Origin of the sequence: Pediococcus damnosus (assembly GCF_001437255.1) — a bacterium.
In the GTDB taxonomy this organism is placed as follows: domain Bacteria; phylum Bacillota; class Bacilli; order Lactobacillales; family Lactobacillaceae; genus Pediococcus; species Pediococcus damnosus.
Map to the genome: position 1 here is coordinate 1 of NZ_JQBD01000038.1, position 18,144 is coordinate 18,144.

18 protein-coding genes are annotated in these 18,144 nt (G+C 39.2%); 11 read left to right on the forward strand and 7 right to left on the reverse strand.

Annotation, left to right across the window (positions count from 1 at the left end; all coding sequences use genetic code 11):
• From IV84_RS05990 to IV84_RS06005, 4 genes are all read right to left on the reverse strand, one after another.
• On the reverse strand, positions 1 to 715 hold a 715-nt coding region (locus tag IV84_RS05990), incomplete at its 3' end, for an extracellular solute-binding protein (protein ID WP_155515906.1).
• 5 nt (positions 716 to 720) lie between these two features.
• Complete coding sequence (locus tag IV84_RS05995) at positions 721 to 1,542, reverse strand: carbohydrate ABC transporter permease (protein ID WP_046871757.1); 822 nt, start codon at positions 1,540 to 1,542, stop codon at positions 721 to 723.
• Entirely contained in the window at positions 1,539 to 2,450 is a 912-nt protein-coding gene (locus tag IV84_RS06000) for a carbohydrate ABC transporter permease (RefSeq protein ID WP_046871756.1), read from the reverse strand. Before IV84_RS06000 ends, IV84_RS05995 begins: the two co-directional genes overlap by 4 nt.
• On the reverse strand, positions 2,443 to 3,501 hold the full coding sequence (locus tag IV84_RS06005) for an ABC transporter ATP-binding protein (protein ID WP_046871755.1): 1,059 nt from the start codon (positions 3,499 to 3,501) through the stop codon (positions 2,443 to 2,445). Before IV84_RS06005 ends, IV84_RS06000 begins: the two co-directional genes overlap by 8 nt.
• A gap of 262 nt (positions 3,502 to 3,763) precedes the next feature.
• Here IV84_RS06005 and IV84_RS06010 point away from each other — a divergent pair, with 262 nt between their 5' ends.
• Positions 3,764 to 4,306 carry an Ig-like domain-containing protein gene (locus IV84_RS06010; protein WP_056986249.1) on the forward strand — a complete coding sequence of 181 codons (543 nt, stop codon included), beginning with the start codon at positions 3,764 to 3,766 and terminating at the stop codon, positions 4,304 to 4,306.
• Positions 4,303 to 5,421, forward strand: a complete 1,119-nt coding sequence (locus IV84_RS06015) for a hypothetical protein (RefSeq protein ID WP_056986250.1) — start codon at positions 4,303 to 4,305, stop codon at positions 5,419 to 5,421. Before IV84_RS06010 ends, IV84_RS06015 begins: the two co-directional genes overlap by 4 nt.
• Positions 5,422 to 6,092: 671 nt before the next feature.
• Here the strand turns inward: IV84_RS06015 and IV84_RS06020 are convergent.
• A complete protein-coding gene (locus IV84_RS06020; protein WP_046871753.1) occupies positions 6,093 to 6,947 on the reverse strand; it encodes an alpha/beta fold hydrolase in 855 nt (284 codons plus the stop codon).
• A gap of 27 nt (positions 6,948 to 6,974) precedes the next feature.
• Positions 6,975 to 7,922 (reverse strand): amidohydrolase family protein, encoded by a 948-nt coding sequence (locus IV84_RS06025; RefSeq protein ID WP_046871752.1) that lies wholly within the window; start codon positions 7,920 to 7,922, stop codon positions 6,975 to 6,977.
• 106 nt (positions 7,923 to 8,028) lie between these two features.
• Between IV84_RS06025 and IV84_RS06030 the strand changes: the two genes are divergently transcribed.
• Positions 8,029 to 8,586, forward strand: coding sequence for a TetR/AcrR family transcriptional regulator (locus IV84_RS06030; RefSeq protein WP_046871751.1), 558 nt, complete (start codon positions 8,029 to 8,031; stop codon positions 8,584 to 8,586).
• Between the two features lie 318 nt (positions 8,587 to 8,904).
• On the opposite strand, the gene IV84_RS06035 is transcribed toward IV84_RS06030, so the two are convergent.
• Positions 8,905 to 9,366: a MarR family winged helix-turn-helix transcriptional regulator gene (locus tag IV84_RS06035; protein ID WP_046871750.1), complete on the reverse strand. Its 462-nt coding sequence runs from the start codon at positions 9,364 to 9,366 to the stop codon at positions 8,905 to 8,907.
• A 131-nt stretch (positions 9,367 to 9,497) separates the two neighbouring features.
• Here IV84_RS06035 and IV84_RS06040 point away from each other — a divergent pair, with 131 nt between their 5' ends.
• The 8 genes from IV84_RS06040 (at position 9,498) to IV84_RS06075 (ending at position 18,066) form a co-directional block, all read left to right on the forward strand.
• The gene (locus tag IV84_RS06040; RefSeq protein WP_046871749.1) at positions 9,498 to 11,849 is read left to right on the forward strand and encodes an ABC transporter ATP-binding protein/permease; all 2,352 of its coding nucleotides are present in this window, start codon (positions 9,498 to 9,500) and stop codon (positions 11,847 to 11,849) included.
• 25 nt (positions 11,850 to 11,874) lie between these two features.
• Entirely contained in the window at positions 11,875 to 12,495 is a 621-nt protein-coding gene (locus IV84_RS06045) for a nuclear transport factor 2 family protein (protein WP_158231695.1), read from the forward strand.
• 44 nt (positions 12,496 to 12,539) lie between these two features.
• Complete coding sequence (locus IV84_RS06050) at positions 12,540 to 13,523, forward strand: amidohydrolase family protein (protein WP_046871747.1); 984 nt, start codon at positions 12,540 to 12,542, stop codon at positions 13,521 to 13,523.
• Between the two features lie 78 nt (positions 13,524 to 13,601).
• Positions 13,602 to 14,354: an SDR family NAD(P)-dependent oxidoreductase gene (locus IV84_RS06055; protein ID WP_046871746.1), complete on the forward strand. Its 753-nt coding sequence runs from the start codon at positions 13,602 to 13,604 to the stop codon at positions 14,352 to 14,354.
• Positions 14,355 to 14,376: 22 nt separating this feature from the next.
• Positions 14,377 to 14,976, forward strand: coding sequence for a hypothetical protein (locus IV84_RS06060; RefSeq protein WP_046871745.1), 600 nt, complete (start codon positions 14,377 to 14,379; stop codon positions 14,974 to 14,976).
• A 416-nt stretch (positions 14,977 to 15,392) separates the two neighbouring features.
• Entirely contained in the window at positions 15,393 to 16,214 is an 822-nt protein-coding gene (locus tag IV84_RS06065) for a glycosyltransferase family 8 protein (protein WP_046871744.1), read from the forward strand.
• Between the two features lie 159 nt (positions 16,215 to 16,373).
• Positions 16,374 to 17,279: an ABC transporter ATP-binding protein gene (locus IV84_RS06070; protein WP_056986251.1), complete on the forward strand. Its 906-nt coding sequence runs from the start codon at positions 16,374 to 16,376 to the stop codon at positions 17,277 to 17,279.
• 13 nt (positions 17,280 to 17,292) lie between these two features.
• On the forward strand, positions 17,293 to 18,066 hold the full coding sequence (locus IV84_RS06075; protein ID WP_046871742.1) for an ABC transporter permease: 774 nt from the start codon (positions 17,293 to 17,295) through the stop codon (positions 18,064 to 18,066).
• The last annotated feature ends 78 nt before the right edge of the window (positions 18,067 to 18,144 follow it).

Below are 18,144 nucleotides of genomic sequence, written 5' to 3' on the forward strand. Positions count from 1 at the left end.
AAGTACAACCTACTAAAACTTGACACATACGTGTAGCAGTCAGTGTTTGTTTTTTCCCCAAATTAGTCTTTAGTTTATTGGTAAGTAGTGGTGTGCCGGCCTGCCGGCAAAGGCCTCCCAATTCAGTTAAAAAGCTCTGATCAAATGCTATTGCAGTGATTCCTCTTGCTTTGAGCTTTATACCATCTTTTTGAATATCTGTCCAAGTGGCAGGGACACTGAGACCATATTTTTTTAATAAGTCTTTGTTGTAAAACAAAATACGTACTGATTTTGAAAACGGCATTGCATAATATTTACCTTGGTAGGTACTTGATTGTAAAAATACTGGATAAATATCACTGAGGTCGGATTTACTGATGTAGGAATTAAACGGGGTGATAAACCCACCACGGACGTATTCCGGAACATTAGTATATGCAGTTTGTGCAATCGTAGGCAGTGTCTTGGACTTAGCCGCGGCGGTAATTTTTTGTTGGACACTGGCAAAGTCACCTTGTGAGCTTCCCACAACTTGATATTTTGATTGAGATTCATTGAAATTACGAATGATTTTATTTAAGGCAGTTTTGCGGTCACCAGTCATGCCATGCCAAAAAGTGATTTTGACCCGATTTGTTGAGGTGTTGGCCTGTTTACTGGCACAGGCACTGAATGTAGTGATGATTGCTAGTGCAAAAAAGCTGAGTAAAAGTAGATGACGTAATCGTTTCATGATAATTATCCTTTCAAATCGGCTTTAGTAATGCCGGCAATAATGTATTTTTGAAGCAGTAAGTACAAAACTAGTAACGGTAAAATAACAAATAAAGTGGCGGCCATTAATAACGGGTAGTTGGTGCCTACTTCACTGGTAAAAGCAGTTAGACCTACTGGTAATGTTCGTAATCGATCTGAATTGGTGACAATCAGTGGCCACATGAAAGAATTCCAAGAACCAATAATTTGTAAAACTGCGACGGCTGTGATGGTGGTGCGATTGGCGGGTACCAAAATGTGCCAAAGATACTGCCAGTCATTGGCACCATCAATGCGCGCGGCATAGTAGGTCGATCGGGGTTGCGCTTGGAAAGCTTGACGCAAAACAAACATCGTAAAAATACTGGCAAGCCAAGGAACAATTAAGGCAGCGTAGGTATCGATCCAATGTAAATGGGCTAACGTAACAAAGTTTGGGATTAAAAGTAGTTCACCCGGAACCATCATTAAAGCAATCAGAACTGCAAAAAGCGTTCGCCGTCCATAAAATTGCAGGTGGGTAAAAGCAAATGCAGCCAAAATACTGGTGAATAATTGGCCTAGGGTAGTTACACTGGTTACAAGCAATGAATTGAGATAGTAACGGGCAAACGGAGCAGCATGCCAAGCCTGGACATAGTTAGTCCATTGCAAAGTTTTCGGTAACCACATTTTTGGGATGACAATGGCTTCGGCTGGCGTTTTTAAGCTCGTCACAAGCATCCAGATAAAAGGGAGGAGCATAACAGCAGCTCCGAGGCTGAGTAACGTATAGCTAATGATATTTTTGCAAGCTTTCTTCATAACTGGTTACCACCTAATAGTTTAGCGTGACGGCGAAAATACCAGCATGCCAGAATAGTTACAATGGCAATGAACCCAAACAGGACAATGCCACTAGCAGCTGCGACTGTGTACTGGTTTTCAACATAAAATTTTTGATATAGATAATACATCATAGTCAGATCCGCATTTGCCGGTCCGGCAGTACCATGAAATAACGCAAAAACCTGATCAAAAACTTTGAAACTAGTGATAATTGCGTTAACGGTGACTAAAACGATAGTTGATGTTAACAATGGCCATGTGATATTTGTAAGCTGCTGTTTGGAACTAGCGCCATCAACACTGGCGGCTCTGTAATACCGACGATCAATGTTATTGAGACCAGCCAAAAACAAAATGATATTAAACCCTAATTCTCGCCAAATGCAGACGATGATTAATGCAATTAGGGAGTAACGAGGATTGTTTAACCAATCAATCGGGTGAACGCCAAAGCAACTTAATAGTTGATTTAGTAAGCCATGATTGTAGTGAAAAATCCAGTTCCAAACTAAAGCAATGGCCACAGTTGAGGTTACGAAAGGTAAAAAATAAATTGTACGAAAAAAGCTTGCTAACCGGTTGATACGATTAAGTAGCAGGGCGATTCCCAAAGATAGCAGAACAGTTACAGGGACCACAATGACGACAAAAATAAGGGTATTGCGGACTGCTAAATGAAAATCAGGATCGTGCCAAAGATAAACGAAATTTGCGCCACCTAATGCACTGACTTTGTTTGTGAAGTAATTATATTTGGTGTAAAAACTCATCAAAAAAGAACTGATTAGTGGCCAGATCGTGAATACCAAGGTAATGATTAATAAAGGTGCAAGGTACAGTAACGCTTTAAAGGTAGACTTTAGCGTTGGCTTGGCGTTAATCATGTTCATCACCTGCCCAAATACATTCACCATCGCGGTTAAATAGGTAGCAACCCTTCGCAAGCACATAGACTGAAATGGCCTGTGAACTGGCGGTAGTCTCAGAAATTGCTGTGCTGATTAATTGACTGGTTTGAAAACAGATATGGGTTCGTATTTCACGTCCAAATTGATTCTGTTTTTCAATTATTGCTGGAATTTTGGCAATGACGGGTTGCTCTATGGAATTTAGTGAAACAGCTTCACTGCGAATCCCAATGGTTGTAGCTTTGACCAAAATATCGTCTGGAATCGTGGGTGTTATGTATGGTTTGAACTCTGCAATGGGAATTAGATTAATTTTTGGTGTCCCCACGAATTGAGCGACAAAGAGATTATGTGGGTGATGATACAACTCAGTTCCAGTACCAATTTGTTGAATTTGACCATTAGCAAGCACGATGATTTTATCAGCAATTTGTAAGGCGTCACTTTGATCATGGGTCACAAAAACCGTGGTCACACCGGTAGTTTGTTGGATTCGGCGAATTTCATCACGTAATTCGATTCGCAAAGTAGCATCAAGGTTTGACAGTGGTTCATCCAACAATAAAATTGCCGGATCTTTAGCCAAGGCCCGGGCAATGGCAACGCGTTGCTGTTGGCCACCAGAAAGTTCACGAGGTAATTTAGCTAATTGTGTTTCAACATGAACTAACTTAGCAAGCTTTTGGGCTTGTTTGCGACGCGCTGATTTTTTAACGTGCGCCATTTTAAAGGGAAAGGCGATATTATCCAGCACACTTAAATGCGGATATAGTGCATAATCTTGAAACACCATCCCGATATTGCGAGCACGGACGTCTTGTTTGGTGACGTCTGACTCATTAAACAAAATTTTTCCAGTCGTGGGCGTTAGAAGCCCAGCTATTAAATTAAGCATCGTCGTTTTTCCGCTCCCACTTGGGCCAAGCAGCGCAACTAATTCACCGTCATTAAATGTGCAGTTGAGACGTTCAAAAATATTATGATGTTTTTCATAAGTTAGTTTGATGTCTTGAAGTTTGACCTGCATGCTGGAATCCTTCTTCCCGATTTGGCGCTCTTTGTACCCGCTTATACGCTCTGTATAGAGTATAGCAATAAAAAAGGGCTTGAGGCTATCATATTATAATAAAAAACCTATTTTTTTGAACAATAATTTATAGCATGATTCGAAAAGTGCCAATCTATTGAATAAGATTGGCACTTTTTGTGCACAGGATAATCAAAAGTATTCAAAAATTATATTTTAAAAAGTGATAAGCTATATAGCATAGGGGAGATATTATTATATTATGAAAAAATTCGTGTTTTATCTTAGCACTTTTTTAGTGTTATTTGGTTTGATCTATACATATCAAGGAATTTCGGTTCAAGCTTCAACGGCAGATTCCGTAAGCTCTTCAAGTTCATCGGCTTCAAACGAGCCTTCTCAATCAGAATCCATCAAGGCATCTTCATCAGCAGAAGGATCATCAGCGGTGGTGCCAAAGCTAAATTTGACGGGAAGTTCAACGGTTATCATTGGAGCTAACGATCAGTTAAAAGGAAATGTCACAAACGTAAAGAATGCTAAACCAGTTTGGTCTTCAAGTCGATCTGACATCGCTACGGTCACCCAAAAAGGACTTGTAAAAGGTAAAAGAGCTGGTAAAACAACAATTACACTTACTTATCAAGGGCAAACAAAACAAATTGTGGTGACTGTTCCAAGGCCTAATTTGAGTCTTACAGGGAGTTCTGCTGTCAATGTTGGGGCTAGTAAACAGTTAAAAGGCAAAATTACTAACGTAAAAACGCTCATTTTTCGTGGAAATCTAACCATGCCAGTATTGTGAGTGTTTCCAAAAACGGATTGATAAATGGAAAGAGGGCCGGTAAAGCGACAATTACAGTTGCTTGCCAAGGAATTACTAAAAAAATTACGGTTAACGTTTCCCAGCAAGGCAGTTCTACGCTGAATAGCCAATTTAAGAAGGCTCGTGCAGGTAAAACGGTAACCTTGGTTGGAAACTTTAAAATGAGTTCCAACGTTAAATTACCACTGGCTTCAAATGTGCATGTTAACGCAACTAAGGCAACTTTCACTGGGAAATCTGGTTTCTTTTATAGCGTGTTAGGTCGGGGACTAAACTGGCGTGGCGGGATATTTTATGGTGGCGGCCATGAATTTCGTTTGCTACGAATTAGCAAAGCCACGTTTAACGGACTAACTTTCCATCAAGCCTGTGGAATTGGTGGTCACATCTTTGATTTGATGGGTTGCTCACATGTTTCAATTACAAAAAGCCACTTCTATGGCTATGGACACACTTTGAGTACCAAAGTTATGCGTAAAAATGGGAACCATGGTGAATACGGTGAATCGATTCAAACCGACTATGCTAATTTTAATAGTGGTGGTCCTGGTTTTAATAAGTATGGGAAGGGTCATTTTAACGGCGCCCCATCGACGTATATTACAGTTACGCACAATACCTGGGCACCGGAATATAGCGGAAAAAAGTTGGTTTCATTAGCCCAAGTTGCAATTGGTCAACATGATACGATTAGCAGTAATCGACGGATGATTGCCCACATTACATTTTCTGACAACACGGTTAAAAATGCGGTTCGTTTAAGTGGCATGGGTGCAGATGTTACGTATTTTGGAGCTCCGGTTCATTTTGAGTCTTCGAAATCATTGACAGTTACGCATAATACTTTCAGTACGACGTTAAAACGAGCACGTCCAGAAAATGGAATTATCATTTCCAATCAGTATGGTCACATGCCGCATACGACTTCGGTTTCAATTCAAAATAATTCATTTACCGGCTATCATGCCAGTCGATCAGCGATTCAATTATACGCACGAAGGGGCCATTCGATTACTGGCGTTAAAGTAAAACGGAATGCCACCCATGGGATGCGCTTGATCAGACGGTTTGGCAACACAAAAGTTAGTTATTAAAAGGTTGAAAGTACAAAAATGGTTTCAGTCACTGCTATTAACTATTAAGTAGTTTAGTCCACCAAAATCAAGTTAATTGCCGCTCTCCGGCTCACTTGGCCTGGAGCGGGGTGCGAGTTCTTGCGGCTATCTTTGCCACTAGAATCGACAGCGTATGAAGCATTGCGGGTTTTCGGTACGAAAACCGACCTTTATGCGTAATAGCGGGCACGATTTGAAGCCAAGAAAGTCACTTATCTTCAAACTCGACCTTTATCTAAGCGAAAATCGCTAAGATAAATTTCACCCCTGAGGCCAAAACGCCTCCGACCTGGTGAAGTCGTTGTCTTTAGATAGCCCGTATGAACGTTATCATAACAAGCTTTTCGCTAAATATAATTAGTTTTAAAAATTTAAACAGTCTGGAAGCAAATGGGCTCAGTAGTGTCGTTTGTCTTAGCAATTTATTGCTTAGATAAAGGCCGAGCTTAGAGACGTGTATTTCGGCTCTAAGTCGTGCCCACTACGTTCCAGCCCAAATTGCTGGAAGACGAAATCTAAACTAATTTTCTTATTGTGAGCCCTTTTTACCAGGCATTTAGGTAAAACTTTGTACTTTCAACCTTTAGTTATTAGAAAGCACATAAAAGGCCTCCACTTCGCTTTGAAATGGAGGCCTTTTACGTATTTATTTAAGCTAAAACTTGTTTCAAGACTTTGGCAAAACCTTCTGGTAATTGGGCGTAACCCAAGTGACCACCAGGAATTTGTGTGACTGGTACATTTACCTTAGTTGAAATATCTTTGGTGACTTCAACTGGGAATGAGTTGTGTGAATCCGTACCAACAAGCAAAACGAGCTTGTCACGGTTCTTTTCGAAGATTGAAAAATCAATCTTGCGACTTGTATACTGACGGATTTCATTCACAAACCAAAAGGCTTGGCCACGTGTTTTTGCATTGGTTGCATTTACAGCAGCATCGTTGATATTAGAAACATTTGTTGCTGGTTTTGACATCATTTTAGCATCAATTGCGCCGATTCGCATAAATTCACCAAATTTTTGCATGGCTGGCATCATACCTTCAGTTTGGGCAACATCAACAACGGTTTGATTATTATCTTGTTGTTGTTTTGCATCTGATCGGAAAACGTTGATAGGTGATTCATGAATCAAAACTTTCTTGAAGATTTCAGGATAATCTTGTAGAGTTTCCATCACAACAATTGAACCGGAACTACTGCCAAGAATAGAGACGGGTTCATCACTGACGGCTTTTGCTAAAGCAGCCAAATCACTAGCATCAGTCTTGATGCGGTAAGTATCATGCGGATCGCTAATCCCATCAGGCAAAGGCTTTGTTAATTCGCTTTCACCATAGTTACGGCGGTCGTACATAACAACTTTGTAACTATCTTTCAAATAATCAGCAGCGTGGCTGAAGATGTTACCTGTCCCATTTGCACCAGGAACAAAGATTAAAACGGGGCCTTCTCCAACTGTTTCATAATGTAACGTTGCACCATCTAATTTTAATTCACTCATATTAAACACTCCTCGAATTATATTTATTTATTTAAGTTCATCCAGTAATTGTTTACCGTTCTTATAGAAAATCATTTGCTTAGTTGCTTCGGATAAGACGCCAGTATTTTCTAACTCTTTAGTTAGTTGGATAACTTGTGGTGCTGGTGTATATGGAGCGTCGGTTGCGTACAACAAATGCGTAGGATCCGAAACTTGTTGAAGCACTGGTAGTTGATGGGGAAGAACCATTCCGGCAACATCAAAGTACTGTGTTGCTAAAACACTGCCCATATCTACTTGGTCGTCTTTCAAATCAGGATTGAGTTTCTGTGCAAGTGAAAGTCGATCTGAAATAACTGGGAGTAAGGCACCAGCATGTGGAATAATGAATTTAATATTGGTATAACGAGTGAAGACACTGTGTAACACCATATTGGTGACCGCTCGGGTAGTATCAAAGAAGAATTCCATGATCGGCGCTGGCAACTCACTATTAACATCTTTTGCAATTGGTTTTGGTTCATTTGGATGCAACATAACTAGTGTTTTTTGTTCGTTTAATTTTTCCATGATGGGATCTAAACTTGGATCACCAAGATAGGTACCATTAGCGTTAGTTGGCAATGTAAAAGCAGAAGCGTGATTTGCTCGGGCACGATCAATTTCGGCAATGCTTTCATCAACATATGGAAGTGGCAATGAAGCTGCAAAACCAATTTTATCTGGATAAGTTTGCTGTTGCTTAGCACCATACTCGTTAGCTTCAGTGGCTAAATCGCTAGTTTTACCAGCATCGTTTGTATTTGAAATATGTGGTGAAGATAGTGAAATAATGGAATACTCAACATTATTGTCGGCCATTGTTTTTAAAGTTGAATCAATTGTGTAGTCAGGTGTTTTAACACCGTCGCCATGATCATCGAAATAAGTTTTTAGAAATGATTTGAAACCTGGTGAGAGATAATGTGCATGAAAATCAATTTTTTTATACATATAAAAGCTTCCTTTCGTTGTTAAAGGTTGATTTAATTAATTCACACTGTGTATAATAAACTCACGGTGTGAATATGTCAACAAAAAAAGATCGGAGAAATTAAAAATGGCACGAAAAACTAATTTATCAACAGCAATTGTTATTCGAAAGGCTTATGAAATAGTGCAAGCAGGCGATTTTAACGATTTATCTTATCGAGGGCTTGCGCGTGAATTGAATGTTCAACCGCAAACTTTGTATCGATATGTGGCTAATATAGAAGAACTTCAAATAAAAGTAGTACTAGTTTTTCTAAATCAATTGATCGATTATGCGCAGGATGCGGTGATTGGATTGAGTGGCGAAGAAGCAATTTTAGCCTTTGCGAGGGCAATATTTGAATTTTCGGAACAAAATCATTCACTAAACAGCATGTTAACGCTGGTAAGTAAAATTAAGGATCACGATGAAATTGTGGCAAAAATAATGGAATTAAGAGATATTCCGACTAAAATATTGCAGCGAAGTTCTAGTGATCCAAGCAAATTAAACCAACACGTTCAAATTTTAATGAGTCTTATTTTTGGTTTTATTGAATTTACAGATTTGGGGTTATATAGAGATAAAGAAAAGATGACGGAGACTTTAATAGCAGGAATGAAAGAAGCTATTGTGAATTGGTAAAAAGTGAGTGGATTGAAACGGGAGCTATAAAGATATAAGGACGACGATAGCGGGATGGCATCCCGCGGTAAGGCGTGCTTATATCTTTATAGCTGTTTCAAGAAACTGTCCTAAAAAAGTGAGTGGATTGAAACGGGAGCTATAGAGATATAAGGGCGACGATAGCGGGATGGTATCCCGCGGTAAGACGTGCTTATATCTCTATAGGTGTTTCAAGAAGCTGTCCTAAAAAACGTGGAAAACAAGGCCGAATAATCCGCCTTATTTCCCACGTTTTTTAAATAGCAAAGATTCTCTATTTGCGTTTATAATCTAATTTTACTTTTTCTCAATTTCTGTTTTAACAAACCCAGCTTTTTCTATCAAACGAGTGCTCTCTTTTAAATGATGGATTAGGGCTTCTTGATCGTTGGCATCTAGGGAGCCGACGAGACGTTGAATTCGCGACTGAATGAGCTCCATATGCTTTTTTATAATTCTTTTGCCTTTTTGGGTTTGTTGAACATTGATGACACGCCGGTTTTTCTCATTATGGTGACGATGAACAAGGCCACGTTCTTCAAGCGTATTGACGATCCGTGTGAGCTGAGGTCTGGTGATACCAACACTTTGGGCAAGCTGCGTCATAGTGATTCCTGAATGTTGATAGACGTTTCTTAACGTGGTTGCTTGTAGATTTGTGAGCCCAAACTCGTCTAAAGATCGACTTTGTGAAATGACTTGGGCAAAAGTTTGAAAAAATTTTGCGAAAATATCACTACTGGTGGATTCTGTTTCCATTTGTTAACTCTCCCATTTTTTAAATAAAAATTTAAGCATTGTTAATAGTTGACAATTATGAAGTATGTGCTTATAGTTAACAATTGTCAAACGTAAATAATCAAAAAATAATTATAAAAGAGGATATGCCGTTGTTAAAATTAAGTCACATCAACAAATATTACCACGTTGGCGACACTGTCACAAAGGCACAAGATGATGTTTCAGTCGAATTCCGCAAACAAGAATTTGTCGCAATTCTCGGTCCTAGTGGATCAGGGAAAACAACCATGCTGAACATTATTGGCGGGTTGGATCGCTATGATTCTGGTGATCTTCTTATTAAAGGAAAATCTACCAAAAATTTTAAAGATTCTGAATGGGATGCTTATCGAAATAATTCTGTCGGTTTTATTTTTCAGTCCTACAATCTAATTTCACATCTTTCGATTATGGAAAATGTGGAGATGGGAATGACATTAAGTGGTGTTCCCGCTGCGCAAAAGAAAAAGCAAGCGACTGACGCCTTAATTCGAGTTGGTTTAAAAGATCAAATGTATAAACAACCAAATCAACTTTCCGGTGGTCAAATGCAGCGGGTAGCGATTGCACGGGCAATTGCCAATGATCCAGAGATTCTCCTTGCAGACGAACCAACGGGGGCTTTGGATTCCGAAACAAGTGACGAAATTATGCAGTTGATCCGTGATTTAAGTAAGGATCGCCTTGTCATCATGGTCACTCATAATCCAGATCTTGCGAACAAGTATGCAGATCGGATTATCAATTTTGCGGATGGCCAAATACAAAACGATTCCAATCCGTTTGAAGAAGAACAGAAACAGTCTGATTTTTCATTAAACAACACCAAAATGAGTTATTGGACGGCTCTTAAACTTTCCTATACAAATATTCGAACCAAAAAAGGACGAACGTTCCTGACCGTGTTTGCCTCAAGTATCGGGATTATTAGTATTGCGGTTGTTTTGGCTCTTTCAAATGGGTTCCAAAAGCAAGTGGATCAAACGCAAAGTAATGCCTTATCGACAATGCCAGTGACGGTCTCGCCCACTAGTAACGATCCGAGTGCGATGAGTTCAAGTAGTAGTGGCAGTTCTGATAATTCTAATAATAAGGCTGCTAAGAATAATCAAGTGTTGGCAGAAAAAAGTGCTGAAGATAAAGCACAACATACAAATAAAATTACAACTGACTATCTTGACTATTTGAATAAAATGCCTAAAAAAGATGCTAAAAACATTGCGGTGAGTTACGGGACCGGAATGAATTTATTACGCGAAGTTAATGGCAAATACAAGCCAGTGACGTTTTCAACGAATGATCCTGACAGTTCCTCAACTAGTGCAAGAGCCGCGATGAGTGCTTCAACAGGGATGAATGGTAGTGTTTATCCAGTGGAACGGAATGGCAAACAAAGTTTCTTGAGAACTTACTATAAAGTGCTTTCGGGAAGTTATCCAACGAAATCAACTGACATTGTGTTGGTTGTGGATAAAGATAACACCGTGAACATTAATGCATTAAAGAATCTTGGTTTTAATGTAAAAGAAGGCCAGAAGTACAATTATAAAGATTTAGTGGGTACAAAAATTAAGGTAGTTGCAAATGATGATTACTATACAAAACTACCTACTGGTAATTATGTTTCTGGAACCGATTATTCAAAAATGGCTGCTAAAGCGAATACGAAGACTTTAACGGTTAAAGGAATCCTGCGGGTAAAGAAATCTGGTAATTCAGACGGGATTCTCACAAACGGGATTGCCTACAGTGCTAATTTAACCAAAGATGTCTTAAACGCTAATAAGGATTCGAAGGTTGTGGCTGCTCAAAAGAAGAGCGACAACAATGTGATGACTGGCCAAAAAATGGATAAAGCTGCTCGCTCGGCAATTTTGACAACGCTTGGTGGTGATTCAACCCCAACCAATATTCAAATTTATCCAACTAAGTTTAAACAAAAAGATAAAGTTCTTTCCTATTTAGATAAATACAATCAGGGTAAGAGCAAGTCAAACAAGGTCGTTTATACGGATTTGGCAAGCACCATTTCTAGCATGACTGGGGGCATCATGGACGCGATTACGTACGTCTTAGTCGCCTTCGCCGGAATTTCATTGATCACTTCCATGATTATGATTTCGATTATCACATACACAAGTGTCTTGGAACGGACAAAAGAAATTGGTGTATTAAAAGCCTTAGGTGCCCGTAAAAAAGATATTACGCGTGTCTTTGATGCCGAAACGTTTATCTTAGGATTCGGTGCCGGTGTATTTGGAATTGTCGTTGCTTGGGCGTTAACTTTCCCAATCAATGCAATTTTGGAAAATGTGACCGGACTAGCCGGAGTTGCGGTATTGAACCCAACCCAGGCCGTTATCTTAGTGATTGTTTCGACTGTATTGACCATGTTGGGTGGCCACATTCCAGCCCGGATGGCAGCAAAGAAAGATGCAGCCGTTGCGTTACGAGCAGAATAAGTTAAAAAATTTGAGAGGAAGATTCATGATGACATTTGAAAATCAAAGACCCACAACAAATACAGTTGAAGAGATGCTAGACAAACAGCAGATTACTGAATTAGTGCAATATGAGCGATACGCTCGGGACTATGGTTTATGGGATGGCATGGCCACATGCTATACCGATGATGCGACGATTGAAATTTCTTGGTATAAAGGTGACATTAAGGGCTTTTTGAAGGCTTCGAAACCATCCCCTGATGCGCAAACTGATTCCTTACCAGCCCATAAATTACACGAAACCCTTGTGTGGTTGAATGGTGATAAGGCTGTGGCGGTCATTGTAACAACTATGACAGGTCGGACACCCGTTCAAGGCAAAACAATGGATAATTTGATCTACGTTCGATTAGTTTATTCAGTAAAGAAAGTTAATGGCGAGTGGAAAGTTTACAGTATGACTCCTGTTTATGAGCGTGATACCTTATTACCAGTTACTCCAGATGATGTGAAACCTGTTGAAGGTGCGCGTGATAGCTACAAGAACCTCGCAATTGTTTTGAAAGGCATGGGTGTTAAAGCTAGCGATGATTTGCCTGGGTTGGACGAACCCAAGTCAGTTAATAAATTTTTGACGCAAGTTAACGACTGGTTTAATAAATAATAAGTAACTTTTAAACGTCAATATAAAGAAATTGGAGGATTATGATGAGAAAAATTATTACCGTCGAAGAGCATTACGAAATTCCTGCTCCAGCAACAAAAGGCAATTTTAAAACGCAGGTTAATGCCAAAGGTGAAAATCCGAGTGCAGTTACGCAACTGTTGACTGATTTTGATCAAAAACTGAAGTATATGGATAAATACGGCATTACGATGCAAGTGATTTCCAATGCTGGTCATTCTCCTCAATTACTTGATGACGTTAAGGAATCAATTGCTGGTTGTCGTAAATCCAATGACTTCTTGGCAGAACAGGTCAAAAAACATCCGGATCGTTTTGCCGGACTGGCTGTCCTTCCAGTTGGTGATCCTGATGCGGCCGCAGAAGAACTCAAGCGTTCAATTAATGAGTTAGGATTAAGTGGAGCGTTGATTGCTGGTGTGCCAAATGGTCATTTTCTGGATGAGCCACAATATTTACCGATTTTTGCCGAAGCTGAAGAGTTGAATGTGCCGCTGTATCTACATCCCGGAATGATTAGTAAAGCTGAACGTGACCTCTTGTATAAGAGTCCCTCTTATTCAGATAAACTTGGCGATATGATTGGACTAGCAGGGTGGGGTTGGCATATTGAATCCGGAACTCAAATGATTCGGTTAATTGCCTCTGGATTGTTTGATAAGTATCCTAACTTACATTTAGTCTCCGGCCATTGGGGTGAAAATGTCCCTAATTTTTTGGAACGATTAGACGAATTTACTGGAATGGTTCATCCACCTTTGGATCGTAAATTTTCTGATTATTATCGTGACAACGTTTATGTAACGGCATCGGGGATGTTTACTGAACCTCAGATGACTTTAGCTCTATCAGAAATGGGCCCAGATCATGTTTTATGGGCCGAAGATTTTCCTTTCCTTCAGCGTAAAGAACAAGTTGCAGATTTTTTGGAAAATGCCAAAATTGATGAGGAAACGAAAGACAAAATTTCTCATCAAAATAGTGAAAAATTGTTTAACTTAAAATAATAACCATAATCTAATTTAGAAAGACTGACGCATGTAGGTTCGGTCTTTTTAGATTCAACTAAAAGGATGGCAAAACAAATGGCAGAAAAAGAAATCATTACCTTAATCACTGGTGCTAATAAAGGAATTGGATTTGCTACAGCGGAAGGCTTAGGTAAATTAGGGCAGCACATTTTAGTTGGCGCACGCGATGCTAAACGTGGCCAAAATGCGGTTGAAAAATTGCAGGCAGAGGGGTATAAAGCGACATTTATTCAATTAGATGTGACGAATAAAGCTCAAATTCAGAATGCTGCTGATGAAATCAAACAAAAGTTTGGTTACTTAAGCGTTTTGGTTAATAACGCTGGAATCACACTTGGTCATCATACAAAAGCTTCAGAAATGAGCACTGATGAAATTCGTAAGATTTTTGATGTCAATTTCTTTGGTTTACTTGATGTAACGCAAGCGATGGTTCCTTTACTGAAAAAAGGACGACCGGCAAAAATTGTAAATGTGTCTAGTGACATGGGTTCTTTAGGGTTAGCAACGGATCCCCAATCACGTTTTTACCGTATTTCATCAGTTGGGTACCAAGCATCTAAGGCTGCGGCAAATTTTGCAACGATCGATTTCAGTAAAGAATTATCGGCTAGTGATATTATAGTTAACGCGGTAAATCCTGGTGCAACAAACACTGAGTTTGGTGGGCGACCAAAAGGATTAAAAATTCCAGGTATGAATAGTGTAGAGGCCGGAGCTGCTCAGATTGTCAAAATGGCTAGCCTACCATTTGATGAGAAAGTAACTGGTACGTTTACGGAAAATGTGGGAACATTACCTTGGTAAAAGACATAGGAGGATAAAAAACATGGCAGCACTTGAGATTAATGGGCACACGTATTCAGAATTACCAATTCCAGATGATTATCATCAAGTTTACGATAAAATCGTCACACGAGATGGTGAACAAGTTCATCTTCGACGTTATCAACCGGCCAAGTTGAAAGATGAGGCACTTCAACATGAAAGAGTCGTGGTCTTATATCGTGATGATGGTTATGTGATGGCGTATAAGGCTTTGATTCATCCTAGCGATGGTAAGATGCCTAACAAAAAGCAGACATGGGAAAAGGCTGAACTTGTTTGGAAAAACGTAGATCCTGATGGAAGCTATCGTGATCGGCTTGATCGTCTGAGTACCAGTCATCAAGAACGAACTTATATTAATGATGCTGGTGAAACCATTACAGTTCCGATTACCTGGGCTAAGTATATTGATGTTACAGATGAGGGAAACTACTGCTGGGTTGGTCTTGGTGCCAATAGTGAAGTCCTTGAATTTGAGCGGGACAGCTATTGGGACTATGCGGCTGGTCGAGAAAGTTCAGAAATGTGGAACTATGATGAATGGATTCTTGCCCGTCGTGGTGATGGTCCACAACTGGATGCGCCACTGGCTCTTGCGTAAAAGCTTGAATAAAATAAGGAAATGAGAAAAATATTTTTCTCGGTTTCCTTTTTTATTCCCAAATATTATATCTAAAACGTGGAAAATAAGGCAGATTCCTCCGCTTGCCATGCTTCTTGCGGTCTGATTTTCGACCACAAGAATGGCCAACGCCCGAAGCATGAAAGATTTTCGGAACGAAAATCATCTCCATTTGCAGAGTAGTAGCTACGATAGCAAAATGATTCCTAACCCGAATCGTTAAGCTATCTAGGCTGCCATGAGAACTTGTTGCTTTAGCAACTTTAGTTCCATGGACAACGTAGTATGCTCGAAATCTAATCGCCTTATTTCCCACTCTTTTTGTTTTGAATTGAAATAATCCTTTCTTCTACCATGATGGCTATATTATAATGGGGCTAGGAGATGTTACGGATATGAATTTACTGTTTGCTATTGATAATCACGTGGTGGATCAGCTGCTCACAACCCTCTATTCAATCACGGTTAATACGCCTAACCATACCTTTGATGTGTATGTGATTCAGAAAAATAAGTTAAAGAAAACCAAAAAAATTATGACCTTTTGTCACCAATTAGGTTTAAATTACCATCCTGTTATTTTGGGAGAAACTTTCTTAAAGGACGCTCCGGTGACTGATCGCTATCCAGAAACAATTTATTATCGGTTGTTGGCCCAAGAGTATTTACCCAGCGATATGGAGCGGATCCTATACTTAGACGTCGATATTTTGGCGATTAATGATTTGTCGAAACTCTATCAGCTAGATTTAGGGAATTTTTTATATGCCGCAGCAAGTCATTCTGCGCTGTCTAATAATGTCACTGAGCCAATCAACAAATTACGACTTGGTAATTATGAAGCGGAAAGTTATTATAATTCAGGAATTATGATGCTCAATTTAAAGGCGATTCGAAGTAATGTGAAAATTGACGATATTATTGCCTATATTAATAAAAATAAAATGGCGCTTTTTTTACCAGACCAAGATGTGTTAAACGGATTGTATGGGCACCAAATTAAGAAAATTCCTGATGAACTTTATAACTTTGATGCGCGGCGCAGTCCCCTATACTACGGATTGAGTAACGGTAAGTGGGATCTTGATTGGGTAATTCAACATACAGTAATTTTGCATTTTTGTGGCCGTGATAAGCCATGGAAAAAGGATTATCATACGCGTTATGCGGGACTATATAAGCATTATGCGTATCGGGCTCAGAATATATTGCAGTAAACAAGTTAAGAAGAAAATGATTTCGGATTCGTTGGTCAAAAGACTAATAAATAGAAAGAAGACTGACTGGTCTTCTTTTTTTGTGCCTTGACAGGAGTAGATGTGCCATGTATAGTTAATCACGTAAGTAACTAACTGGTTTACTTTATGGAGGGAAATATGGCAAATATTCTGGAAGTTAAACATCTAGATAAGAGTTTTGGACGCAAAAAAGTTTTACATGATATTAATTTTACCGTGCAAAAAGGGCGCATTGTGGGGCTTGTGGGACCTAATGGAGCAGGAAAATCAACAATCATGAAAACTGTTTTAGGATTAACAGATTTTTCTAAAGGCGAAATTCTTGTTGAAGGACAAAAAGTGACGGCAACAAAACATGCGAGTTTAGAACATGTCGGAGCCTTAATTGAGTATCCCGGCATTTATCCATTTTTGAGTGGTCTCGATCACTTGCGATTATTTGCAACTGGTGATGATCAAAAGCAGCGTATTGATGAAGTAGTCACTGAATTGCGAATGACTAAATATATTAAACGAAAAGCGAAATCCTATTCTTTAGGGATGAAACAAAAACTAGGAATTGCGTTAGCTTTGGTTAATCATCCTCATTTTATCGTGTTAGATGAACCGATGAATGGTTTGGATCCGGAATCAAATAAGGATTTACGCAATATTATTACTAAATTAGCCCAAGATGGGGCAACTATTTTAATTTCTAGTCATATTTTAAGTGAACTCGAAAAGTTAGTCGATGATGTGTTGGTGATTGATAAAGGGCGCATTGTGTCGCAATCTTCCATGCAAGCGTTGATGGATCAAGGCAAGAAATACCTTGTGATTAAATCGGCTGATGATGAACACGCCAAACAGTTGTTGACTAAGGCTGGTTATACGTTGGGTGATGGTTCCGAAGTCCAGATTCTTGCAGATGAAGGTCAAAAATTAATGCCAATTCTAAAATTATATGTAGAAAATGACATCGAAATTTTGGATATTCAACATCAGCAAAGCGATTTGGAAACATCGTTATTGGCATTATTAGCTGATGATCAACTGACGGAATAGGGGGAGAAACTAAATGTTAACTTTAATAAATCAAGAGCTATTTAAATTACTGCATAAAAAAAGTACCTATTTTGCGACAATTTTATTGATTGTCCTAATGAGCCTTTTTGCAGGGTTAGCCAAAGCACATCCAAATTATTTTGATCCAGAAGGATTATTCAAATCAAACTTTACGGGAACGGAATGGGTGGTCTTTTTAATGATTGCCGGTTGTGGGGCCATTGTTTCAATGGAATTCCAATACGGAACGGTTAAAGAGCTTTTATACCGCAAATATAATCGTGGCCAAGTAATCGTAAGCAAATGGTTGACGATGTTTATCTATTCCGTTTATCTGTATGCCCTAACGTTTGTTATGACCATTATTTTAAAAGTCGTTTTGTTTAATGATACGTTTGAACTTACAAAAACCGCTAGTAATGGCCGGACGTTAATTGAAAACCTCGGGATTACGATGGGTGGAAAGTTTATTGGATTATGGCTCATCTTGACCCTAGTGTTACTTTTGGCAACGCTGTTTAAAAATGCAACGGTGGCGGTCTCAGTAGGTATTATTGGCTATTTTGCCAGCAGCATCATTGCTAATTTGATGTTTATATTAATTGCTAAGTGGGACTGGTTGAAATGGAATCCAATTAATATGCTGAATTTATCCAGTCAGGTGGTTGAATCTTCCTACAAAACGCTAACTAAATTATCGGTTGATCAAATGGTGTGGGGAAACCTAGGGTACATCGTTGTTTTCCTATTTTGTGGGTACTTGGTCTTTAAAAAACGAAACGTATAAAATTTAGGAGTTATAAAAAAGTGTTGAGACAATTTTGTCTCAACACTTTTTTTGGTGCGCCCGGCATGGGCGCTAACT